Here is a 20930-nt window from a genome sequence, read left to right on the forward strand (position 1 = left end):
GCTAGGCTTTGACCAAAGGCTTGGCATCGGGGCGCTCTCAGCCCTGGACCAGCGAGCAAGAAATCGGGCGCGACGGGCGACTGCCCGCCGCGCCTTTGCTTTGGCAGGGCCCTTTTTTTTCGCGGCATCACGCGGACCGCTCAGAGCGATCCGTCGGCGGCGAACATCTCGCGAATCTTCTGCGACAGGTCAGCCTTTCGGTACGGCTTCCGGAGCAGCGCCACGCCGGGATCGAGATGTCCCTCGTGGACGATGGCATTGTCGGTATAGCCGGAGGTGTAGAGCACCCGCACGCCCGGCCGGCGGAGCCGCACCGCCTCGGCCAATTCCCGCCCGTTCATGCCGCCGGGCATGATGATGTCGGTGAACAGGAGGTCGAAGCTCGCGCCCTGGTCGACCAGCGCAAGCGCGCTCGCGCCATCGCCGGCAGTCAAGGTGCGATAGCCAAGGCTGCCGAGCTGGGCGATGACATAGCCCTGCACGAGCGGGTCGTCCTCGACCACGAGGATGGTCTCGCGCCCGTGCGCCGGCGCTGGCGCCTGCACCGGGGCGGTCCTCACCGCCGCCACGCCTGCTGATCGCGGCAGAAACAGCCGTACCACCGTGCCGCGACCCTCCTCGCTCTCGATCGCGACCGTGCCGCCGGTCTGCTTGACGAAGCCGTAGACCATGCTCAGCCCCAGCCCGGTGCCGCGGCCGACCCCCTTGGTGGTGAAGAACGGCTCGAATACGCGGTCGCGGACGTCGGCCGGAATGCCGTGGCCGGCGTCGGCGACGGCGACCATGACATAGGAGCCTGCATCGCTATCGCCAGTGCCTTCGAGCTCCCGGTTTGCGGTCTCGAGCGTGAGCCTACCGCCATCCGGCATCGCATCACGCGCATTGACCGCGAGATTGACGATCGCCGACGAAAGCTGCGACGGATCGGCCATGGCCGGCCACGCATCATCCGCGAGCCGGGTCACGATCTCGACATGTTCGCCGAGGATCGGCCGCAACAGCTTCGCGGTCTCGACCACAAGAGCGTTGACGTCGATCTCGCGCGGCTCCAGCGGCTGGCGCCGCGCGAAGGTCAGAAGCTGCGACGTGATCTCGGCACCGCGCGAGGCCGCATCGTCGATCAGCTGGGCGATCGCGGCGAGCTCAGGCTGGTCTGCAAGCCCTTCCTGAATGATCTCGATGGTGCCGGTGATGACGGTGAGCACGTTGTTGAAGTCGTGCGCGACCCCGCCGGTGAGCTGGCCGATCGCATCCATTTTCTGGGACTGGCGAAGCCGCTCCTCGGTCTCGTGCTGCGCCGTGAGATCGGTGGCCGAGCCGCGATAGCCCATGAAACGCCCGTCCTCGGCAAAGATCGGCTGGCCGCTGACGCTGAAATGATGCAGGCGTCCCGCCGCATCGCGGCCGCGATACTCGAACTTCCGGAACGGTTCGTGGCGATCCAGCATCGCCATGTGCGCGCGCCATTTCTCTTGTTCCGCATCGCGATCGAAGGCGGCATCGGTGCGACGCTTGCCGATCATGGCCTTGTCCATGCCGAATGCGCTGACCCGGTCGGAGATGTAGGTGAACCGATGATCCGGCCCGGTCTCCCAGAACCAGTCGGATGCGGTCTCGGCATAGTCGCGGAAGCGCTGCTCGCTCGCGCGCGCATCCTCTTCGGCGCGACGGCGGATCTTCAGATCACGTTCGAGATTCGCATTGGCCTCGCGCAGCTCGCCATAGGCATGACCGAGATTGACGCACATCGCGTTGAACGCGTCGACCACCTTGTCCAGCTCGTCGGGATCGTAGGACGGTCGCCGCTCCAGATGCAAAGGCGGCGTCGGTCGCGCCAGACTGTATCTGCTGACGAACTCGGCGATGGCGACCAGATGCCGCGTCACCAGAATGTGGACCACGTAGATGATGAACAGCGAGACGACGAATGTCTTTGCTGCCTGGCTTGCCAGGATGACCAGGGCCCGGTTCAGCAATTGCTGATAGACATCGCTCAGCGTCGCCTCGACATGCAGCACGCCGATGGTGCGCACGGCGCCCTGCGCGGTGGTGGTCAGGGGATAGTCGCGCGTCACGACCGAGCGGCTGCTTCGGCCGCCGACGGCGACACGGATGGGATTGGGGCGATCGGCAATTTCGCGGACCTCGGCGGCACGCATACCGGGCAATCGCAGGATACCATCGAGCTGGAGCTTGAGCTGGTTCTGGTCGAGATTCCACAGGCTTTCGCCGAGGCTGTCCGTGGTGCTGCGGCCGATCTCCTCGAGTCGCGTCGCGATCACGCCGACTTCGCGATCGTAGTCCAGATAAAGCTGGAGCGCGGTCAATGTCAGCGTCACGATCGAGGAGAACAGCAACACGGCGGCCAGCAGGCGCGGCCCGATGCCGCTCCGCGACCAGTTGAAGATCCGCGACAGCAGCGCCCCCAGCATCGGGGACGTGAACGCGGTTCCGATGCCGCTCAAATCCTGCTTCGCAGCGGCGGGCGCAACAGCGCGGCTGCGATCGGGATTCTCGTCACCTGCGTTGCCCATGCACCCCGTCCCGGAAAATGGCGACACCTCTCTTCGGCCTGCCGGTCGCAGCTGCGCGCAACACGACGGTTTTGATTCTTCCTCAGCACGCCATGCGCGCAGCAATCCTGTCGGCCCTTGGGCGATCTGAGGTCGGTGGGGTCATATCTTGCGCCCAGCAGCAGGATTCTCGCGCAAGCTACCACTTCGCATGCTAGAATGACACCGGTGAAATCCGGAGTCGCCTGCGTGGCCGGCGAAGAGTGAGCATGATGACTCCGCGCCCTTGCCATCTCCGGTAGATCGCGCGGATACCAAAACCCAATGGTAGCAGGAACCGAGCAGAGAGGCGCCCCATGTGGCGGATAGTCGTCGTCTGCCTGTCGCTGTTCGCAGCCGGCTCGACCCACGCGCAGTCGGTGATCCGGCTGGCGCGGATCGCCGATATCCCGGATCAATATGTCGGCGGCGAGATGCTGCGGGCCGTCTATGCCAAGCTGAACATCAAGCTCGAATTCGAGGACGTCCCCGGCAAGCGGGCGCTGGCGCTGTCGAGTGCCGGCGAGGTGGACGGCGAAATCCAGCGGATCGGAACGCTGTCGCGCGAATACCCGACGCTGCTTCAGGTGACGCCCGCGATCAATTACATCGAACCCGCCGTGTTCGCCACAAAGCTTCATTTCGACGTGGACGGCTGGAATTCGATCAGAAACTACAGCATCGGCATCGTCCGCGGCGTCGGCTCGTCGGAGGCAGGCACGCGCGGCATGGACCACGTCACCGCGACCACGAGCCTCGAGAGCATGATCAAGATGCTCGATGCCGATCGTTTCGACGTGATGGTCACCGACCTCTTCAGCGGACTGGTCGCCGTTCGCAAGCTCAATCTGCAGGCCAGGATTTATCCGCTCTCCCCGCCGCTCGAGCGCATCCGCATCTATCATTACCTGCACGAGCGCCACCGCGACCTCGTGCCGAAGGTTGGACAAGTGATCGCGCAGATGGAAGCGAGCGGCGAACTGGCGGCGCTGCGCGAGACCCTCGTCAAACAGGTTCTGAGCGCACCCTGACAGGGCCGGCTCAGAGCGTGCGAAGCCGCTCCCGCACGGCGACGGCGGCGATCAGCACGCCGACGCACCAGGCCACGACCGCCCGGTGGGGGTCACCGCCCAGAAGCACGGTGAGGATGCTCGTGAGCAGGCAGGGTGCGATCGCCTTGCCGGTTCGGCTGGCGAGCGAGAGCAGGAACGGCAGCGCTGCGATCGCAAATTGCAGGATATTCATTCTTGCGCGCCGTTTCGCCCGGCGAAACTCAAAAGCCGAAAATCGCGAACATGGAGGGGCGCTTGCCGCGGCGGCTCTCCACGATGCGCTCGCCGCCAGTCTCGACGGAACTGCCGTAGTAGCGGTGATGGCCCGCCTGGTCGTGCAGATCAGTGGGCTCCGACTTCCCTGCCCGCCGTGCATCGCAGATGATCTTGATGGTCTGACCCGACATTGCCGCCTCCGATGAGCCTCAACTGTTCTTGTGGCCATCAGTCGCCCCTTCTCCGGACGGCGTTCATCCCCGAAGGCGGCAATCGGGTTTCAGGACGGTTTCATCGCACATTTGCGACGCAATATTTTAGTCTCCGGGATTGTCGGTATCCGCGGCGGTCATACGTCCTTCGGGCTGCGCGCCCAAGAACAAACGAGGTGAAGATGCTTTACGCGATCCTGGCCTACCACGTGGAGAACGAGCTTTTGTCGTGGACGCCGCAGGAGGACGCCGCGGTCGTGGCGAAGGTCATCGAGGTGCAGGCGCCCCTCAGGGCAAGCGGACACCTTGGGCCGGCCGCTCGTCTGGACGACACGAGAAAGGCGCACACCTTGCGTGGCCCCGGCGCGGGCATCGTGCTGGACGGGCCGTTTGCCGAGACCAAGGAGCAGCTTTTGGGCTTTCACCTCGTCGAATACGACACGGATGACGAGGCAATCGCGGCGGCGCGGAAGCTGCGCGAGGTCAATCCGTCGGCGGTCTACGAAATTCGACCGGTCAAGCTTTACGTGCCGGCCGATGGGTTCGGCGCGACAAAGACGGGCAAATAAGCACGTGGTCTACGCATCCTGCTCGCCCGGTGTCCCGTAAAAGCGCCGGATCAGGAGCCCGCCGAAGGCAATGAACCACAGGAACGGCGCGACGTGCGGCGCGAATGCCGCCACGATCGTACCCGGAATGAATACGAGCAGCGGAAACAGCGAGGCCATGGTCTCACGCCGCCGGCCGCCCAGGATCGTCCACCACAGCCAGGCATTGAGACCTGCAATCGCGGTGAGGTGCAGGCCGTAGAGCACGGCAACGGCGCTGCTCATGGCATAATTGGTGTAGAGCCCGTTGGTCACCGGCAGCAGCACGATCGAAAGCAGGAAGAACAGATTGAGGATCACCACGCCACGACTGCCGACAGGCTGACGCGCGAGCCGGCGGTGATGACTGATCCAGAACAGGCCCGCGATGATGAAGCTGAGCGCAAAACCCGCAAGCTTGCCGGAGTAAGCCTGCGCGAGATCGCTCCAGTCGGGCGCGCTGGTGAACACCGTCGCCTTGGGCAGGTCGTAAGCGAGTAATGTCATCGCGACACCAAAAATGGTGTTGCTGAGCGATTCCAACCGTCGCATCTCGAACTGGTCGGGCTTGGGCTCAGTCATGCCGGCGCACTTTTGGGGCTGGAACTTTGGGCCATGTTTTCCCTAGGTGTTAAATCCGGTTCCGTCCAGCCGCATTGCGATTCGCCCGGGGATCGTTGATTCTGCCGGTTTCACCGGGGCGATTCGTGACGACCTATCTGGACACGCTCAATGCGGAGCAGCGCCGCGCCGTGGAGCATGGCGTGGCCGATGGCGCGACCGTGGGCGCCCCCCTGCTCGTCATTGCCGGCGCCGGCTCCGGCAAGACCAACACGCTTGCCCATCGTGTCGCGCATCTGATCGTCGCAGGCGCCGATCCGCGCCGGATCCTGTTGATGACGTTTTCCCGCCGCGCCGCGGCCGAGATGGCCGGACGCGTGGAACGCATCGCCCGAAAAGTGCTGGGCGAGAACAACGCCGCGATCATGCGCGACGCCCTCACCTGGGCCGGCACCTTTCACGGCATCGGCGCGCGTCTCCTGCGCGAATATGCCGAACGGATCGGCGTCGATCCCGCCTTCACCATCCACGACCGCGAGGATTCGGCCGACCTGATGAACCTGGTGCGGCACGAGCGCGGCCTGTCCAAGACCGAGAGCCGCTTTCCGGCCAAGGGCACGTGCCTGTCGATCTACTCCCGCTGCGTCAATGCCGAGATGGAGATCGAGAAGGTGCTCGGGGCGCACTATCCCTGGTGCGCTGGCTGGGCGGCCGAGCTGAAAGGACTGTTTGCAGCCTATGTCGAGGCCAAGCAGGCCCAGCACGTCCTCGATTACGACGATCTCCTGCTGTACTGGTCGCAGATGATGAGCGATGCGCTGATCGCGGACGAGATCGGCGGTCGCTTCGATCATGTGCTGGTCGACGAATATCAGGACACCAACCGCCTGCAATCCTCGATCCTGCTGGCGCTGAAGCCCGACGGGCGCGGGCTCACCGTCGTCGGCGACGATGCGCAGTCGATCTATTCGTTCCGCGCCGCCACGGTTCGCAACATCCTGGACTTCCCGCAGAGCTTCTCGCCGCGCGCCGAGCTCATCACGCTCGACCGCAATTACCGCTCGACGCAAGCCGTGCTGGCGGCGGCCAATGGCGTCATCGGTCTCGCACGCGAGCGCTTCACCAAGAACCTCTGGACCGACCGCAGCTCCGGGCAGAAGCCGCAGCTCGTCACCGTGCATGACGAAGCGGACCAGGCGCGCTACATCGTCGAGCAGGTGCTGGCAAACCGCGAGCAAGGCGCGCTCTTGAAGCACCAGGCGGTGCTGTTCCGCACCTCCTCGCATTCGGGCCCGCTCGAGATCGAGCTCACCCGCCGCAACATTCCCTTCGTGAAATTCGGCGGACTGAAGTTCCTCGATGCCGCGCACGTCAAGGACATGCTGGCCTTGCTGCGCTTTGCCGAAAACCCGCGCGACCGCGTCGCCGGCTTCCGCATCCTGCATCTTTTGCCCGGCATCGGCCCCGCGACCGCACAGCGCGTGCTGGACCAGATGGCCGAGAGCACCGATCCGCTGCACGCGCTCGGCCAGCTTCCGACCCCGTCCCGCACGGGTGACGACTGGACCGACTTCGTCCGCACCGTCGAGAATCTGCGCTATTCGGAATGGCCGGCGGACCTCGAGCGCGCCCGTCTCTGGTACGAGCCGCATCTCGATCGCATCCACGAGGATTCCGAAACACGCCGCGCCGACCTGATGCAACTCGAGCAGATCGCGAGCGGCTATTCCTCGCGCGAGAAATTTTTGACCGAGCTCACGCTCGATCCGCCGGATGCGACCAGCGACAAATCCGGTCCCCCGCTCCGTGACGAGGACTATCTGATCCTCTCCACCATCCACTCCGCCAAGGGCCAGGAGTGGAAATCCGTGTTCGTGCTCAACGTCGTCGACGGCTGCATGCCATCGGATCTCGGCGCAGGCACCAGCGCCGAGCTCGAGGAAGAGCGCCGCCTGCTCTATGTCGCGATGACCCGCGCCAAGGACGATCTGCATCTCGTGGTGCCGCAGCGGTTCTTCGTCCACGGCCAGGCCACCAAGGGCGACCGCCACGTCTACGCCTCGCGCACCCGCTTCATCCCGGAGCAGCTGGTCTATCTGTTCGACCGCACCGCCTGGCCGAAGGCCGCCGCGGGCGCGGCCCGCACCGCCGCGCAAGGACCGAAGATCGACATCGGGGCGCGGATGCGGGGGATGTGGCGGTAGATCGAGCAAACGGAAACCGAGCATTTCCGAAAGCAGCCTTGTCGCTTGGCCGCGGTCCATTAACTCTGGCCGATCCTCCCACAGAGACCTGATCGATGACCGCACCGCTTCAATTCGGACTGGATACCTTTGGCGACGTCACCAGGGACGCCGCCGGCAACATGCTTCCGCATGCCCAGGTGATCCGCAACGTCGTCGAGGAGGCGGTGCTGGCCGATGAGCTCGGCCTCGACTTCATTGGGCTCGGCGAACATCACCGCGCCGATTTCGCGATCTCCTCGCCCGAGACCGTGCTCGCCGCGATCGCGGCGCGCACCAGGCGCATCCATCTCGGCTCGGCGGTCACGGTGTTGAGCTCGGACGATCCGATCCGCGTGTTCCAGCGCTTCGCCACGCTGGATGCGCTCTCGAACGGGCGGGCCGAGGTGATCCTCGGCCGCGGGTCGTTCACGGAATCTTTCCCGCTGTTCGGCTTCGACCTGCGCAAATACGAAGAGCTGTTCGAGGAGAAGCTCGACCTGTTCGCCACATTGCTGTCGCAGAAACCGGTGACGTGGCAGGGCAAGCTGCGCCCGCCACTGAAAGATCAGTTGGTCTATCCGCCGGTCGCGAACGGCACGCTGAAGACCTGGATCGGGGTCGGCGGCAGCCCGCAATCGGTGGTGCGCGCCGCGCACTACGATTTGCCCCTGATGCTCGCTATCATCGGCGGCGATCCCGAGCGCTTTGCGCCCTACGTCGATCTCTATCACCGCGCCTTCAAGGAGTTTGGCCGTCCCGCGCAGCCGATCGGCGTGCACTCCCCCGGCTACGTCGCCGAAACCGATGAGCAGGCGCGCGAGGAGCTGTGGCCCGACTACAAGGCCATAAGCGATCGCATCGGCCGCGAGCGCGGCTGGCCGCCGATGGGCCGTGACGAGTTCGTCAGCGAGGCCGAGCACGGCTCGCTCTATGTCGGCTCGCCGGAAACAGTCGCGCGCAAGATCGCCAAGACCGCGAAGGCGCTGGGCATCACGCGCTTCCAGCTGAAATATTCGGCGGGACCGCTGCCGCACGAGAAGCTGATGAAGAGCATCGAGCTCTACGGGCGAAAGGTGGTGCCGATGGTGCGGGAGATGATGGGGTGAGGCGGCAGTCCGTCCTTGCTTTCGTTCACCAGAGCCTTTTCTTCGCGAAGGCGTGGCCTGAACCGGACTTCAGATACCGTTCGAAAGCTCGCGCCTTTTCGATTTCTGAGAATGCCACATATGTCACCAGTCGCCAGGGAGTGTATTTGGAAGTATGTGGCGACTTACCAGCGATCCGCGAGACGTTGTTTGAGGTCTGTCGTCAGACCGATATAGCGCTGACCGCCGAAAGCTTCGCTCTCCAGAAGATAAACATAGTGCATGGATGCCGCCCTCCTTCGCCAAGGCTTCGGAGGGCATCCTGCTTCGCGCTTCGGCAGGCTGCAATCCTGCGAAGCGCGTCAGCGCGAAGCAGGATGGTGGGGGAGGCAGGACTCGAACCTGCGAAGCCATGAGGCGGCTGATTTACAGTCAGCTCCCTTTGCCACTCGGGACACTCCCCCGCTCGACGGCAGCACAATCGGGCCGGACCTTGCCGGCGGACCGAAGACGGCCATGGAACGTGAAGGCCGCGACAGCCCGGATGGGGGCGCGACCGGGCGCGTTTATGGGCGAAGCGGTGGGGCAAAGTCAACCGAGGCGAACAGCTAAAATCGCCCACGAAGCCACCCAAATTGCCATATTCCGGGACCCGTGACACAAGCGAGCCCATGAAGGACAAAAAATTCTCCCCGAGAGGCTCCCGCGGAGGGGCTAAGCCTTTCAACAGGCCCGGGAAATCAGCCGGCCGGCCGGCTTGGCGCGACCGCGATTCGCACCCCGACGGGCCCGTCATCCTCTATGGCTGGCACACCGTCACCATGGCGCTCGCCAACCCGCAGCGCCGGATCCGCAAGCTGACGCTGACCGAGAACGCCGCCCGGCGCCTGGCAGACGAGAACATCGAAACCCGCATCGCGCCCGAGATCGTCCGCCCCCAGGAGATCGACCGCCTGCTGTCGCCCGACGCCGTGCATCAGGGCCTGCTCGCGGAGGCCGATCCCCTGCCCTCGCCCGACATCGAGGATTTGGCCCTGGAAGGCATGGTGCTGGTGCTCGACCAGATCACCGATCCGCACAATGTCGGCGCGATCCTGCGGTCCGCCGCGGCGTTCGCGGTGAAGGCGATCGTCACCACCGCGCGCCACAGCCCGGAAGCGACCGGCGTGCTCGCCAAGGCGGCCTCCGGCGCGCTGGAGCTCGTGCCGATGGTCACGGTGCAAAACCTCGCGCGCGCGCTGACCACACTGAACGAACTCGGCTTCCAGACGGTTGGGCTGGACAGCGAAGGCAGCGAGGACCTTTCCGACGTCGCGCTGCGCGAGCCGCTCGCGCTGGTGCTGGGCGCCGAAGGCAAGGGTCTGCGGCAATTGACCCGCGAGACCTGCAGCGTCGTGGCGCGGCTCGACATGCCCGGCGAGATCAAGAGCCTCAACGTTTCGAATGCCGCCGCGCTCTCGCTCTATGTCGGCGCGAGCCGGCTTGGCTTGATGAAGCGGTAGAGCGTTTTTCGAGCGACGTGGATTCCGGTTCGCGTCAAGAAAGCGCGTCAAATAAGAATCTAGAGCCCCGTTTCGATTCCATCGGAACGGATAAGACTCTAGGCGTCGCCGCGCACATCCCGACGATGCCATCGTGCGCCTGTTTTGCCCGACGGGTCAAGCAAATTTCTGGTTTTTGGAAAAAATCGGACCGGAACAACGAGCCGATGCGCGATGATCACTCATCTCGATCTCGCTGCGCTTCAAGTCCTTGATTTCGCTGTCCGCGGCTACTGTGCATGGGGTTGTTTTGGAGACAAAACAAAGCGCCCGTCCGCATTGCGCGGACGGGCGCTTCATCAGCTCAACCGATCAGAGATCAGTAGTAGCGGCGCAGCACGCGGTGGCCGCCGTAATACGGCGCGGGCGCGTAGCGATGGGCGTAACCATAGCGCGGGGCATAGCCGTAATGCGTGCGCGGCAGATAGCCGTAACGCGGGCCGTAGCCGTAGCGATACGGACGGTAGTACGGGCGGTGATGATAGGCGGCCGCGCGATAGCCATAGCCGTAGCCATAATTGGCGGGCGCGACGACCGCGTCTTCCTGGTAGGTCGGGGTCGGTGCGAAGGCGCCCGGACCGGTGTAGGTCGGGCCCTGGTTGACGTAGTAATACTGCGTGGTCGGCTCGGCGAGGCGCTCATAGCCATAACCGGCGCCGTAACCATAACCGCCGCAACCGGTGTTGCAGCCGGAATAGACCGGCGCAACCGGCTGGCACGGGTTGAAGCCGCAGGCCATGGCGGGCGCGCTGCCCACGAACATCACGGCAGCCGCCGCGACCAGTCCCGAAATCATCTGACGCATTACTCTCTCCTGTTGATTTCCGTCTTTTGGATTTTGACGTTTTCTAACCCGGCGGCTTGCCGGGCATTTCTGTATGCGGCCGTGGTGGCGGGCGCCGCGGATGGTCGTTGATTTCCGGCGCAAGGATCACCGGCGGCGGATTGAGCGGCACGTCCATCTGCGGCGGCAACGGTGCAGACGAGGCGCCCCAGCTCTGGTGATACCCCTCTGCCGGCTGCGGCAATTTCCGGTTCGCAGGCGGCTCGACTTCGAGGCGGCCATAGCCGGGCTGCAGGCCCATGCTGGGATAATAATGGCCGACATCGGAGGGCTGACGTTCGGCTACGTAACGTCCGCCATAGATCGTGGGCTGCACCTGGACGTTCTTACCCAGGCCCCAGACACCTTCGACGACGGTGTAGGACGCATCGATATTGTTGATGATGATGGGCACGCCGGGACGGCCGGGCACGACGATATCGAAACCGCCGCCGGCAAAGGCCGTCGCAGGCAGTCCGATCAGAAAGGCTGCAAGCGCGGATGCGCGCATGGAAGGATCTCGGTTGTCTGGAACACAACCTATCGGATCGCAGCGGAGAGAGGGTTAAGGACAGCTCACCAAATTCCGGTAAGCCTAACGCGTAAGGAGCGCGCGCTGCTCAAATGCAGCGACGCGCACTAGCGAAGCGTTAACGGCCACACCTCAGTTCCAGATTGCTCACGGCCGTTTGACCGAGGCCTGCGGAAAATCAGCCTGTTCCTTCGGAACCACCTCCGCTCACGACATTTAGTCCCCGTCAATTCGAAGGGAGACACCTAATGACGAAGATGAAGCTCCTCGGCGCTGCCGCGATTGCGGCGACCATCGTGACCGGCTCCGCAATGGCACAAACGGCCGTCACCAATTCCAGCCGCTGCGCAGCGCAACCCTCCAACGTCAACTGCCAAAACCTCGGAGCCAACGGCTATCGCCATCACCGGGTGAGCTACCGCCAGAGCAACGGCGACTGGAACAGGACCCACACCGGATTCTGGCCGACTGATGTTGCGGGCGATGTCGCCGGCGCCGCGATCGGCACCGCTGGTGCGATTGCAACCGCCCCGTTCCGCGCCATGGACAACAGCTACGCCTACGATAACTCCTGGGATAATCGCGGCTGGGACACCCGCAGCTACGCCGAGCGCAACGGGTTTGTCTGTACGCCAGGGACCTGGTTCAAGGGTGGCGACGGCCGCCGGCACATCTGCCAGTAGGCCAATTTAACCGGCATTCGCGCGAACAGGCGGCCTCCAGGGCCGCCTGTTTCATGCCCACGAGGGCGCGCGGGTTCTGGCACTTTCCAACCAGGTCTGGTATTGCGACGCGCGGGCGGGCAGCCCGGCGCATGCCGGCCCCTGCCCGCACCCTCAAGGGCGTCGCCGGCTTAGCTCAGCGGTAGAGCAGCGGTTTTGTAAACCGAAGGTCGGGGGTTCAATCCCCTCAGCCGGCACCACGATATCAGGTAGTTAGCTGACATCGTCCACTGAGGTGTCCCCGAACTGTCCCCGCGTCCCTGAAGAGCTTGCCAGAAGGCTTCGATGGCAGCGGTGGCCTCTTTCTGGAACAGCGGATCAAACTCAGCGTAGCGTTCCGTGACGCCCTTTCCGTGGCCGAGCTGGCCTTGGACCTCCCACTTCGGAACGCCCTTAGAACGCATCCAGCGGCCCAGGGTGTGGCGCCATGAGTAGAGCGTCACTTCGAGGTCCAGCTTGGCCCGCGCCCTCGCCTTCCTCCATGCCGTCCGGACCGACTTAACGGCCCTGCCATCAAACTCAATCACCGGCCCGCTGTCCTTCTTGATGGGCAGGAGGATGGCTTTAACGAAGGGCGGCATCTTCACCACCGGCCGCCGCTTCTTGTTCTGCTTCCGGCCAGGCTTGTTGAGGTAGATGAGTTCGGCCTCAAAGTTCAGCTGGACCCAATCCATTTGCAGGATGGCGGCAGGCCGGGCCGTGGTCGCGATGAGGAGCACGTTCATAAGCCAGACGTGGTCCCGCAGCTCCCCGAGCAGCCTCCGCCCCTCCTCGATGCTCACAGGCCGTCCCATGGGCTCCTGCTCACCAACTTCCAACAGGGTGAACGGCGGGACTGAGGGGATCTCCCCTTTCTTCCACGCCATGCGGACCGCAGCGCGGCCTGTGGAGACGATGTTGTTGATGGTCTGGGCGGCGAGGCCCTGCTCCAACAAAGCGGTTTTAAACCGCTCCTGCTCGGTGAAGGAGCAAGCCTCCTCCACGGTCTTTTCGCCGAACTGGTTGAGCCAGTGGTCACAGTGGCCCCGGGTCGTCGGCGGGTGCGAGGTGTGCTGCCCGCGCTTGTCCCAATAGCGGGCGATGACTTCCGCGATTTTGACGGGCTCGACCGTCTCCTCCGGCTGCGTCTGCAGCACGTACCAGTCGTTCAGTCGCTGCTTGGCTTCCTCAAAATCCGACGTGCCGAGAGAGACGCGCTGGGTCCCGCTTCCCTCGCGCCAGCAGCGATACCAGGCAGAGGAGCCTTTGCGCTGTCCGAGGAAGTATTGTCCGAGCTGGAATTGTCGCTTGGCGTATCGTCCCACGGGCGCGTCCCCTTGATAATCACATCGGCCAGCTCGATGCCCATGTATCGGACACCGTCTGCGCCAAACTGCTTTGACAAAATCCGCTTCTTCCCCGTCCACCGTTTGATGGTGGAGAGGTCAATCTTCAAAATCTCGGCCGCCTGCTTCGGCATGTAATTCCGGTACAGGGCAAAGCCGTATTCCAGCGCAACCTTCTCGCGGAGCATCTGATACTCGTCGGGCAAGAGAGTTCTCCAATGGATGTAGGCCGGTTTCATGGTTAGACAATGGCATCGGCGGCAAGTTTTGCCGAGAACCATTAAGCCCTGCGCGGGCTTAATGGTCTTCCATGCCTCGGTCGCCGTTTCTTCCGGTTGGGATGGTAGTTATTGGCGCGGGGACGAACAGCCCGCGCCAAAGCGCTTTGACGGGCAGGACGGGGCGCCCTGTTCTGGTAGGCTGACCAGAGCGCCCCGATGATGCCGCTGACGGCGCGGAAGAGCATGGTCAACAAGAACAAGTAGACCTGCACCGCCAGCTTCAGGATGCTTTCGATAAGGCTCACCACCACGCGGGCCGCTCTTGGTATTCACGGCGACCGTGGTAGTAGATCTCCATCGGCTTCCCCTTGCGCAGCGCATACACGTGAAGCCCACTCACATATCTCCCTGCGTTCGAGTCGAAGTACCGCAAGAGGTAGTAGGCGATGGGCTCACCATTCGCCTTGGAGTACCCGAGCTTGTGAAGCGTTGCGGGGATGCTCCCTGCGGTCGTCGAAAACCAGGGACGGTACTCACGGAAAATCCCGAAAGCGTTCGGCTCCCTAGCGGTCTGGATGACCTTGAGCCGGACCTTCCGCTCAGCCTGAACCTCCCGCTTCCTGCCGTGACTGCCGAAATCTTGGAGGACGATACCCCGTTCCACTGCGGTCACGGCCAGCAAACGGGAGACTGCAGGCAGCTTTTGCTGGATCGTCGAAAGCAAGCGGTTTTGCCTCTTCAACGTGACGTTCTCTCGCTCCAGCTTGTCCCGTTCGTTTGCCAACCGTAAAGCCATCCCCCGCAGTTCGCGGTCTCCAGGCGTCAAAGTCCCAACCATCTTCCTTCTCCTGCTTTGGCCCAGGGTTGGCCTCAACCCCTACAAGGCACGAACGTCACGCTAGTGACCCGGAGAAATCTGGATAGGGCACATTTTTTCTATACCATCCGCCTGACGACCTCGATTCGCAGAATCACAGATGACCTCGTCTCAGGCAAAAACCGGCGATAAGTCGCCCGTTCAGTTCAATCTGAAAGGGCCGAAGAAGTTCTTCGATGATCTTGACTCGCTCCAAGAAGAGCTTGGCGTAACCAGCCGGACCGAGCTCATCAAATTGGCGGTTAAGGAGCTGTCAGAGAATGTGCGGGTGCGTTCGGAGAAGGTTCTCAAAGAAGTTGGCCTGCATTCCGTCTCGTCCGAAGAAAGCCGGGAATTCAAGCTCTGGACCGCCGACGCCTTTGCCAATTCCAAAAGGCTTGCCTTACTCGTTGACGACTTGACTTTTCTGAAGAGCGCGCCGAACGCCAAGTTATTCAGGCATCGGATCACAGCGGGGTTAACGACGCAGATCTTCATTCCCCATTCCGAACGACCAAACCTGCCCCAGTCCTACCTTCCCGAAGCTACTGGCATCATCAACAGCACACTTAAAGGTCTGTGGGACCAAGTCCGCGCACCAAACAGCGGCGGGTTAGAGATTCTGGGTTATAGAACGCAGCCCGCGCTCACGGGGTGCTGGACTGACACAGCTTGCGCGGTTGCGCATCGGAATGGTTGGGGCGACACCTTCTGCAAACTCATCTTCATCTACAACCGTAGGACCGTGTCTGGGTCGGGTTATTTTGAGTTCACCAAGACGCTAAACCTTGTCCGGCAGCATTGCTTGCAGCTCGCCAACTCAAATTTCCTCGAACTGGCTCAGCCAATGCCCGCTGTCGCCACCAAAAGACCTCGTAAGCGGTAGTCGCATTTTTGCAGCATCTGTTATCGGTGCCACTGGAGTAGGAGACCATATGAGTTGCGGATGACCGCAACTCTAAAGCTCCGCATAATGTGGCAGCATGGCGATACCGTTCATTCTTCATCGTCACGTGAGCAAGAAGGAGCAGAAGCAGCCGTACACGGCCGCTGCTCACGTGCGTTACATCTCCCGTCAGTCGGCGACGGTATATCGCTATGCCGAACGGATGCCGTTGCAGTGGCATGCCGCCCAACGCTTCCTGAACGAGCGTGAGGACCGCATCCGGAAAGACGGCCGGGTCATCGATAAGCTGACCATCGCGTTACCCCGCGAGATGAACATGGACCAGGCCGTCGATACGGTCCGTAAGTTCGGCTTCCATCTCAGCCAAGGGCGGGCCCCGTTCTATTTCACGATTCAGAATTGGGGGCAGGAAAACCCCCACTGCCATTTCATTTTCGTCGATGCAGACGTGGAGAGTGGCCGGCGCGTCTTTAAGACCACGGATTGGGGCAGCACCGACCGCATCAAGGACCTCTGGGAAGACGTCTGCAACGACGAACTAAGGTCTCTCGGCATCGACGCGAGGATTAGCTTTTCAGAAGCGGCTGAGCTGAAGGCGGCAAAGATGGAAGCCGAACGCTATGAGGAAGAGCAGAGCCCGATTCCCGACAGCGAAGTGCCCCTAGATGCCCCGTTAAACGAGTTCGGCGCCCCGGACGAAGAGCCTATCCCTGCGGTGGAAGAATCCGCAGCAGAGGATGCCCTGGAGGGCGACGAGGATATGGCTGACGATCTCACCGTACCAGAGCGCGTTGCCCGCATTGAAAGCGTCCGCATCGAGGCTGTAAGGCTCCAGCACCTAATGGGCCAGCGGGAGGTCCTGTGGGAGCAGTTCAGCCAGGCGCGGAAGGGGGTCGAGAAGGCCAACCTCGCCGTCGCCGACGCCATCGTGGCCAAGCAGTTCACCGACCAGAACGTCTACCAGGCAAAGCTAGCCCTCCAGCATTACCAGCGCGACGACGGCAAGCTGAAAGGCTGGCGCGTTCCCATCCTGGGCTGGAAGACCCGCACCCGGCACCAGGCCGAGGAAGCCGAGCGGCAGTTCAAGGCCGCCGAGTTCAGGCACGCCATCAAGGAGCACGCTTATAACTCTGCCGTAGACCACCAGACCGCGCAGGAGCTTAGGGCCTTCGAGTTGGAGAGGAAGGCCACCCAGCTCGAAATCCAGCTCCGTTGCCTGGGTACGGATGAAGAGCTCAACGAGGCCATGAAGCAGTTTGACGAGCAGTTGGCCAAGGATATCTGGGCGCTCCAGACGAACGAGCTGGAAGAGGCTTACGCCCGCGGTGAGATTTCCCGGGCGCAATACCGGGAGATTCTGCACCTGTCTGGCCGGGATCAGGACTTGGCCGACTTAGACGCTGGCCAGGAGCTTCAGTGATAGGCGACCCCCTTGTTGCTCAGGCTAAAGGGCTTGCTGGCCCGAAGAGCCAGATTGCCGAGGATGACCACGCACTCTTCGTACTTCAGTCTGCGGAGTTCGTCGGCCTTCATTAGGCGCCTCGCCTGCTCGTTGGCGCCCTTGCTTTGACCATGCGCGCTTTCGGACTTGCTACCGCTCTCGATGGTCTTATCACCCAAAATCCGGCTCATCTCCTCGTAGAAGGTGATTTCGTTCGAGCCGCCGAAGATGATGATGTTGGACCCCGCAATCAGCGTATCCGCCTGGGGAAAGATATCCCGTATATCCTTGAGGCTCAGGTAGCACAGCATGGTGCTGACACCCGCCTTCCGAAGCTCGTTATTGGCATCGAGCAGCGCGTTGCAGTTGCCGATGGTGCGGGCTTCATCGACGACGATGCGGAGGGGCTTGGGAAACTGCACCCCTTGGCTAATCAGGTGGTTGTGCATCCGCCGCCGCGTATTAACGGCGTTGCCGATAATCAGCCGGGCCACAGCCCCTTCATCCGTGCCTAAGCCCGTCTTGATGAACACGGCCACCGGGAAGTCGGATTCATAAACGTCCTCCCACGTCCAGCCGCGGTTGATTTCACCATTAGGAAGGATCTGCCCCGTCTCGGACACATGCTTGACAGCTTCTCGCAGCCACACTTTGAGCTTGCGCGTCATCGTCGTCGAGAAGCTGCCCTGCTCTCTCTCGCCGGCATCGTCGAAAGCATTGATGGCCTGTCTCACGAGGCTATCGCCGTGCTTCTTCATATCCTCGAACATCGCCTTTCGGCCTTTCGCATTGGTTGTTAGGCGCTCGACAACCCGATGCAGCGTTGTCTCGTTTGGCTTCTCCTTAATCATGTAACTGATGGTTCCAGCCAAGAGGATGCGAGCGAACTCTTGAAAGTGTGCTTCGCGGGTATGGGCATCATCAGGGAAGACGAGCTGGCACAGTTGGTCCACGTCCCTGTCGAAGTCATACCGTGATGAAGGCTTGAGGATATTCAGCACATCGTATTGCTGCCCGGAGGGCGGGTTTACCAAATCGATGCGAATGATTGAGTATCCGGCATTCTTCAGCGTCTCGCGCGTGCCAGGCTCGATATCACCGGCCGGGTCGCAGATGACGAGATCGGGCTGGACCTGACGACCCGCCTGCTCACGCACCGTCGCAATGACGGTTTGCGTTTTCCCCTGCCCCTTTGGGGCAATCAGCAGCAGCGACGCATCCTTGTCAGTGAACACCCGCTTACGGTTGAAGATGGCGCACAGCCATCCTTGAGGCGTGAGGTGTCCCTTCTCTTTCAGCTGTTTTGCTGCAGCCCAATCAGCATCGCCGTGCGTGGTTAGGCTCTTACGCCCTTTGACGAGCTTGTAGACCCACTTCGCAAATTTCCACTTCACGCGAATGATGGTCACCGTGAATCGGATGACGTACACTACAAGCGCGAGCGGACCTTTAAGCATCTTCATCATCTTAAAGCTCCAACAGCGAAACACCAACATCGTCACGTTTCACCCCACGCAGGAGGACTCTCATGCGCACGGCAGACCTGTATTCAAAAGTCACTGACAGCATCATCAAGCAGTTGGAGGCAGGGGTAATCCCCTGGACGAAACCATGGGCCATCGAAAAGAAGGCGGGTATCGCCTACGTCCCCACGAACGTTGCAACGGGCCGTCCCTACTCCGGGATCAACACGTTGCTTCTGTGGGCCGAGGCCATGGAGCGAGGCTTTCACTCGCATTCCTGGATGACCTTCAAGCAAGCGAACGACATCGGTGCGCACGTCCGCAAGGGCGAGCACGGCACAACGGTGGTGTTCACCAAGTGGACGGAAAAGCCGGATGAAGAAACCGGCGAAACCAAGAAGCGAAGCCTTCTGAAAACGTACACGGTCTTCCATGTCGAGCAGTTGGAGAAACTACCTCCAGCCTATCAAGCGACCGTGGAGCCACCTCCTGAGACGGAGGTCTATGAAGGGGCTTTAAAGCTCACCCGCGAATGCGGCGTGGACATCCAATACTCCGGCACGAAGGCGGCTTATTACCCTCAACGTGACCAGATCGTTCTCCCGCCCTACTCCTGGTTTGAAGCCCCGGAGGAGTTCTACGGGGTGGCCTTTCACGAGATCATCCACTCCACCGGGCACAAGGACCGCCTCAACCGCAATCTCTCGACCAGGTTCGGCTCCAACGCCTACGCCTTCGAGGAGCTGGTTGCGGAGCTTGGCAGTGCCTTCCTCTGTGCTCACTCCGGCATCGCTGCCCGCCACCGCTCGGCCTCATACGTCGAGAGCTGGCTCAAGGTACTGAAAGAGGACAGGAGGGCCATCTTCCAGGCCGCCTCATACGCTTCTCAGGCTGCGGATTGGGTTCGGAAGCAAGCCGAGCCCGAGCTGGAGCCTGAAACGCAACGCCAGATCTCCGAAAGGGAGATGGGCGACTCGATAGCCTACTGACCCCACCCCAGTCCGAAAGGTCCGGGGTTTTTCTTTTGGAGAGACCAATGGCGATCAAAGTATCCCGGGCATTCTACGCCGGGACCTTGGCTGAGTACCTAGTGTGGGCAGCAAGGGTTAAGGAGCCCTACTGCACCATGCTAAGAGAGGAGCGTGAGATCACGAGGAAGGAAGCCTCAGACCTGGGATATGCAATCCTTGACGCGAGACCCTTCACCGCGGACAGCAAGCACTTCCTCACTTGCCTCTTCTACGCGATTATGGATGACCCCGGCTGAGCCGGGGTTTTTCATTTGCAGGCAGCTACCATCGCTAGGTCCAGGTCCACGAAGTTGTCCGTGGTTTCCGCGCTATCATTGCTGTTGGTCCCCTTCGCGTTTTGGAAGTACGCGATACAGCCCGCGCTGTTCGAGGTAGCGCACCCGGTCAGTATGGCTCCAGCCACGAGCACGAGCGACGGCTTCAGAAGCATCATGAATGCGCTCCAGGTCGCCCTGCGCCTGCGTTCCCCTTTGAAGCTCTGCTCCCACGGCCGCCGATGTAACCGGCACGAGGAAAGGCTTGATGGCCTCCCAAACTGCTGCGATGACTGCGGCAAGCCATGCAGGCATTACTGGACAATAGTGGGGCTGGCAGTCGTACCGAGGCTGGCTTTGATGCTGGTGATTTGCGCGCCGAGAATGTTGCTGACGTTTTGCGTGCCGGGGACCATGCCGAGTACGGTGATGGTGCCGCCAATTACGAAGGCCAGCACAAACTTGCCGACGTTGCCCTTGATGAGGCTCCAGAGAGCGACGAATGCTTCCAATACTTTACCCTTTCATTGCTCAAAGGGTGCGCCGAGCTAGGCAGGCTGTCAAAGAAAAAGAGGCCGCTGAGGTCCGTGGGGAGAGGAAGCGGCCCTTCACCGTCTTACGTCGCTCGTTACAACAGGAGCAGCGCTGCGGTGCTGTTAAGCTGGCACGGCCGCATGAATCTGTAAATCAAATCCCGCTTGGCCAATGGTCCAGCGCATCTTCAAGATGGCATCGGCGCTGCTTACGAGCTTGCCTTGCATCACACCCATGCCAACCAGGATGCAGCCACGGGTGTCTTCATCGGTGTTTCCGGCATGGAAGAGGATGGCCGAGCGTCCGGGCACATTCAGCACTTCCCAGACCCGCTTGATTTTGACGGGCTCACTTCCCCAGCCATGAAGACCGCACTGATACTCCCCCGCCGGGATGTATTCCTTGGCGTCTTCCAGCGTCCAGAGCGGGAAAGGCAGACCGGGGATATCGAGGCGACCGATTACAGCGTTGCCGATGGTCGTGAGGCGCGTGAGGAGGACGTTCATCACTGCGGCAGCAAGTGCAGCCATTTGGCTATGAACATGATGCCGCTGACCACGAGGGAGACTATGCTAACAAGCTTTGTCCAGACCCAAAGGCCGCCTTCGACGAATGAGCGTGCCTTAAGGGAGTCCTTTTCTAACTGCTCGACCCGACCGGGAAGGTTCTGCAGGCCGAGGATAGTTTGGGCCATGGTCGCGACGCTCACCTGCAGCTGGGTGATGATGGGACGCTGTTCGCGCAGCTCGGTCAATATCTCGACAACCAGGGGGTCACGGGCCATCAGGGC

The 20930-nt window shown here is 62.0% G+C and carries 22 protein-coding genes, 2 tRNA genes and 2 pseudogenes; 11 read left to right on the forward strand and 15 right to left on the reverse strand.

Annotated features, from left to right (window positions below):
• Window positions 1-140: 140 nt before the first annotated feature.
• Entirely contained in the window at window positions 141-2534 is a 2394-nt protein-coding gene (locus JQ587_RS09275; RefSeq protein WP_212425091.1) for an ATP-binding protein, read from the reverse strand.
• A gap of 335 nt (window positions 2535-2869) precedes the next feature.
• Between JQ587_RS09275 and JQ587_RS09280 the strand changes: the two genes are divergently transcribed.
• On the forward strand, window positions 2870-3583 hold the full coding sequence (locus tag JQ587_RS09280) for a substrate-binding periplasmic protein (RefSeq protein ID WP_212301637.1): 714 nt from the start codon (window positions 2870-2872) through the stop codon (window positions 3581-3583).
• 10 nt (window positions 3584-3593) lie between these two features.
• Here the strand turns inward: JQ587_RS09280 and JQ587_RS09285 are convergent, their stop codons facing one another.
• Both JQ587_RS09285 and JQ587_RS09290 read right to left on the reverse strand, forming a co-directional pair.
• Window positions 3594-3797: a hypothetical protein gene (locus tag JQ587_RS09285; RefSeq protein ID WP_212425092.1), complete on the reverse strand. Its 204-nt coding sequence runs from the start codon at window positions 3795-3797 to the stop codon at window positions 3594-3596.
• Between the two features lie 28 nt (window positions 3798-3825).
• Window positions 3826-4011 carry a hypothetical protein gene (locus tag JQ587_RS09290; protein ID WP_212425093.1) on the reverse strand — a complete coding sequence of 62 codons (186 nt, stop codon included), beginning with the start codon at window positions 4009-4011 and terminating at the stop codon, window positions 3826-3828.
• Between the two features lie 203 nt (window positions 4012-4214).
• Here JQ587_RS09290 and JQ587_RS09295 point away from each other — a divergent pair, with 203 nt between their 5' ends.
• Complete coding sequence (locus JQ587_RS09295; protein WP_212301640.1) at window positions 4215-4601, forward strand: YciI family protein; 387 nt, start codon at window positions 4215-4217, stop codon at window positions 4599-4601.
• Between the two features lie 9 nt (window positions 4602-4610).
• On the opposite strand, the gene JQ587_RS09300 is transcribed toward JQ587_RS09295, so the two are convergent.
• Complete coding sequence (locus JQ587_RS09300) at window positions 4611-5201, reverse strand: TMEM175 family protein (protein ID WP_212301641.1); 591 nt, start codon at window positions 5199-5201, stop codon at window positions 4611-4613.
• A gap of 125 nt (window positions 5202-5326) precedes the next feature.
• Here JQ587_RS09300 and JQ587_RS09305 point away from each other — a divergent pair, with 125 nt between their 5' ends.
• Window positions 5327-7384 carry an ATP-dependent helicase gene (locus tag JQ587_RS09305; protein ID WP_212301642.1) on the forward strand — a complete coding sequence of 686 codons (2058 nt, stop codon included), beginning with the start codon at window positions 5327-5329 and terminating at the stop codon, window positions 7382-7384.
• A 95-nt stretch (window positions 7385-7479) separates the two neighbouring features.
• On the forward strand, window positions 7480-8511 hold the full coding sequence (locus JQ587_RS09310) for an LLM class flavin-dependent oxidoreductase (RefSeq protein ID WP_212425094.1): 1032 nt from the start codon (window positions 7480-7482) through the stop codon (window positions 8509-8511).
• Between the two features lie 25 nt (window positions 8512-8536).
• Here the strand turns inward: JQ587_RS09310 and JQ587_RS36650 are convergent.
• Together JQ587_RS36650 and JQ587_RS09315 are read right to left on the reverse strand one after the other, a co-directional pair.
• Window positions 8537-8774, reverse strand: a pseudogene (locus JQ587_RS36650) (GIY-YIG nuclease family protein).
• A gap of 94 nt (window positions 8775-8868) precedes the next feature.
• Window positions 8869-8954, reverse strand: a tRNA-Tyr gene (locus JQ587_RS09315).
• Between the two features lie 207 nt (window positions 8955-9161).
• Between JQ587_RS09315 and rlmB the strand changes: the two genes are divergently transcribed.
• Window positions 9162-9992, forward strand: a complete 831-nt coding sequence (gene rlmB, locus JQ587_RS09320) for a 23S rRNA (guanosine(2251)-2'-O)-methyltransferase RlmB (RefSeq protein WP_212425095.1) — start codon at window positions 9162-9164, stop codon at window positions 9990-9992.
• 358 nt (window positions 9993-10350) lie between these two features.
• Here rlmB and JQ587_RS09325 read toward each other — a convergent pair whose 3' ends face one another.
• Together JQ587_RS09325 and JQ587_RS09330 are read right to left on the reverse strand one after the other, a co-directional pair.
• Window positions 10351-10836 carry a hypothetical protein gene (locus JQ587_RS09325; RefSeq protein WP_212301645.1) on the reverse strand — a complete coding sequence of 162 codons (486 nt, stop codon included), beginning with the start codon at window positions 10834-10836 and terminating at the stop codon, window positions 10351-10353.
• Window positions 10837-10879: 43 nt separating this feature from the next.
• On the reverse strand, window positions 10880-11365 hold the full coding sequence (locus tag JQ587_RS09330) for a hypothetical protein (protein WP_212301646.1): 486 nt from the start codon (window positions 11363-11365) through the stop codon (window positions 10880-10882).
• 269 nt (window positions 11366-11634) lie between these two features.
• Between JQ587_RS09330 and JQ587_RS09335 the strand changes: the two genes are divergently transcribed.
• On the forward strand, window positions 11635-12069 hold the full coding sequence (locus JQ587_RS09335; RefSeq protein ID WP_212301647.1) for a hypothetical protein: 435 nt from the start codon (window positions 11635-11637) through the stop codon (window positions 12067-12069).
• A 164-nt stretch (window positions 12070-12233) separates the two neighbouring features.
• Window positions 12234-12308: transfer RNA gene (locus JQ587_RS09340), tRNA-Thr, on the forward strand.
• Window positions 12309-12449: 141 nt separating this feature from the next.
• Here JQ587_RS09340 and JQ587_RS37140 read toward each other — a convergent pair.
• The 3 genes and pseudogenes from JQ587_RS37140 to JQ587_RS09355 form a co-directional block, all read right to left on the reverse strand.
• Window positions 12450-12974: pseudogene (locus JQ587_RS37140) on the reverse strand (tyrosine-type recombinase/integrase); the annotation flags it as partial.
• Window positions 12975-13255: 281 nt separating this feature from the next.
• The gene (locus tag JQ587_RS09350) at window positions 13256-13639 is read right to left on the reverse strand and encodes a hypothetical protein (RefSeq protein WP_212425096.1); all 384 of its coding nucleotides are present in this window, start codon (window positions 13637-13639) and stop codon (window positions 13256-13258) included.
• 316 nt (window positions 13640-13955) lie between these two features.
• The gene (locus JQ587_RS09355; protein WP_212425097.1) at window positions 13956-14492 is read right to left on the reverse strand and encodes a hypothetical protein; all 537 of its coding nucleotides are present in this window, start codon (window positions 14490-14492) and stop codon (window positions 13956-13958) included.
• 139 nt (window positions 14493-14631) lie between these two features.
• Between JQ587_RS09355 and JQ587_RS09360 the strand changes: the two genes are divergently transcribed.
• Together JQ587_RS09360 and JQ587_RS09365 are read left to right on the forward strand one after the other, a co-directional pair.
• Complete coding sequence (locus JQ587_RS09360) at window positions 14632-15396, forward strand: ribbon-helix-helix domain-containing protein (protein ID WP_212425098.1); 765 nt, start codon at window positions 14632-14634, stop codon at window positions 15394-15396.
• A gap of 97 nt (window positions 15397-15493) precedes the next feature.
• The gene (locus JQ587_RS09365) at window positions 15494-16837 is read left to right on the forward strand and encodes a MobA/MobL family protein (protein WP_212425099.1); all 1344 of its coding nucleotides are present in this window, start codon (window positions 15494-15496) and stop codon (window positions 16835-16837) included.
• Here the strand turns inward: JQ587_RS09365 and JQ587_RS09370 are convergent.
• On the reverse strand, window positions 16831-18324 hold the full coding sequence (locus tag JQ587_RS09370; RefSeq protein ID WP_212425100.1) for a type IV secretory system conjugative DNA transfer family protein: 1494 nt from the start codon (window positions 18322-18324) through the stop codon (window positions 16831-16833). The genes JQ587_RS09365 and JQ587_RS09370 overlap by 7 nt on opposite strands.
• A 62-nt stretch (window positions 18325-18386) precedes the next feature.
• Here JQ587_RS09370 and JQ587_RS09375 point away from each other — a divergent pair, with 62 nt between their 5' ends.
• A complete protein-coding gene (locus tag JQ587_RS09375; RefSeq protein ID WP_212425101.1) occupies window positions 18387-19310 on the forward strand; it encodes an ArdC family protein in 924 nt (307 codons plus the stop codon).
• Window positions 19311-19357: 47 nt separating this feature from the next.
• Window positions 19358-19588: a hypothetical protein gene (locus JQ587_RS09380; protein WP_212425102.1), complete on the forward strand. Its 231-nt coding sequence runs from the start codon at window positions 19358-19360 to the stop codon at window positions 19586-19588.
• A 332-nt stretch (window positions 19589-19920) separates the two neighbouring features.
• On the opposite strand, the gene JQ587_RS09385 is transcribed toward JQ587_RS09380, so the two are convergent.
• The 3 genes from JQ587_RS09385 to JQ587_RS09395 all read right to left on the reverse strand — a co-directional run bounded on the left by JQ587_RS09385 (window position 19921) and on the right by JQ587_RS09395 (window position 20924).
• Window positions 19921-20118 (reverse strand): hypothetical protein, encoded by a 198-nt coding sequence (locus JQ587_RS09385; RefSeq protein WP_212425103.1) that lies wholly within the window; start codon window positions 20116-20118, stop codon window positions 19921-19923.
• Window positions 20119-20262: 144 nt separating this feature from the next.
• Entirely contained in the window at window positions 20263-20670 is a 408-nt protein-coding gene (locus tag JQ587_RS09390; protein WP_212425104.1) for a DUF5675 family protein, read from the reverse strand.
• Window positions 20646-20924: a hypothetical protein gene (locus JQ587_RS09395; RefSeq protein WP_212425105.1), complete on the reverse strand. Its 279-nt coding sequence runs from the start codon at window positions 20922-20924 to the stop codon at window positions 20646-20648. Before JQ587_RS09395 ends, JQ587_RS09390 begins: the two co-directional genes overlap by 25 nt.
• Between the last annotated feature and the right edge of the window lie 6 nt (window positions 20925-20930).

It is taken from the genome of Bradyrhizobium manausense (assembly GCF_018130615.1).
In the GTDB taxonomy this organism is placed as follows: Bacteria; Pseudomonadota; Alphaproteobacteria; order Rhizobiales; family Xanthobacteraceae; genus Bradyrhizobium; species Bradyrhizobium manausense_A.

What these genes read in the sequence shown, in the direction of transcription:
- JQ587_RS09275 (WP_212425091.1), bottom strand. Translation starts at nt 2,534, where the DNA reads ATGGGCAACGCAGGTGACGAGAATCCCGATCGCAGCCGCGCTGTTGCG.
- JQ587_RS09280 (WP_212301637.1), top strand. Translation starts at nt 2,870, where the DNA reads ATGTGGCGGATAGTCGTCGTCTGCCTGTCGCTGTTCGCAGCCGGCTCG.
- JQ587_RS09285 (WP_212425092.1), bottom strand. Translation starts at nt 3,797, where the DNA reads ATGAATATCCTGCAATTTGCGATCGCAGCGCTGCCGTTCCTGCTCTCG.
- JQ587_RS09290 (WP_212425093.1), bottom strand. Translation starts at nt 4,011, where the DNA reads ATGTCGGGTCAGACCATCAAGATCATCTGCGATGCACGGCGGGCAGGG.
- JQ587_RS09295 (WP_212301640.1), top strand. Translation starts at nt 4,215, where the DNA reads ATGCTTTACGCGATCCTGGCCTACCACGTGGAGAACGAGCTTTTGTCG.
- JQ587_RS09300 (WP_212301641.1), bottom strand. Translation starts at nt 5,201, where the DNA reads ATGACTGAGCCCAAGCCCGACCAGTTCGAGATGCGACGGTTGGAATCG.
- JQ587_RS09310 (WP_212425094.1), top strand. Translation starts at nt 7,480, where the DNA reads ATGACCGCACCGCTTCAATTCGGACTGGATACCTTTGGCGACGTCACC.
- rlmB (WP_212425095.1), top strand. Translation starts at nt 9,162, where the DNA reads ATGAAGGACAAAAAATTCTCCCCGAGAGGCTCCCGCGGAGGGGCTAAG.
- JQ587_RS09325 (WP_212301645.1), bottom strand. Translation starts at nt 10,836, where the DNA reads ATGCGTCAGATGATTTCGGGACTGGTCGCGGCGGCTGCCGTGATGTTC.
- JQ587_RS09330 (WP_212301646.1), bottom strand. Translation starts at nt 11,365, where the DNA reads ATGCGCGCATCCGCGCTTGCAGCCTTTCTGATCGGACTGCCTGCGACG.
- JQ587_RS09335 (WP_212301647.1), top strand. Translation starts at nt 11,635, where the DNA reads ATGACGAAGATGAAGCTCCTCGGCGCTGCCGCGATTGCGGCGACCATC.
- JQ587_RS09355 (WP_212425097.1), bottom strand. Translation starts at nt 14,492, where the DNA reads ATGGTTGGGACTTTGACGCCTGGAGACCGCGAACTGCGGGGGATGGCT.
- JQ587_RS09360 (WP_212425098.1), top strand. Translation starts at nt 14,632, where the DNA reads ATGACCTCGTCTCAGGCAAAAACCGGCGATAAGTCGCCCGTTCAGTTC.
- JQ587_RS09365 (WP_212425099.1), top strand. Translation starts at nt 15,494, where the DNA reads ATGGCGATACCGTTCATTCTTCATCGTCACGTGAGCAAGAAGGAGCAG.
- JQ587_RS09370 (WP_212425100.1), bottom strand. Translation starts at nt 18,324, where the DNA reads ATGATGAAGATGCTTAAAGGTCCGCTCGCGCTTGTAGTGTACGTCATC.
- JQ587_RS09375 (WP_212425101.1), top strand. Translation starts at nt 18,387, where the DNA reads ATGCGCACGGCAGACCTGTATTCAAAAGTCACTGACAGCATCATCAAG.
- JQ587_RS09380 (WP_212425102.1), top strand. Translation starts at nt 19,358, where the DNA reads ATGGCGATCAAAGTATCCCGGGCATTCTACGCCGGGACCTTGGCTGAG.
- JQ587_RS09390 (WP_212425104.1), bottom strand. Translation starts at nt 20,670, where the DNA reads ATGGCTGCACTTGCTGCCGCAGTGATGAACGTCCTCCTCACGCGCCTC.
- JQ587_RS09395 (WP_212425105.1), bottom strand. Translation starts at nt 20,924, where the DNA reads ATGGCCCGTGACCCCCTGGTTGTCGAGATATTGACCGAGCTGCGCGAA.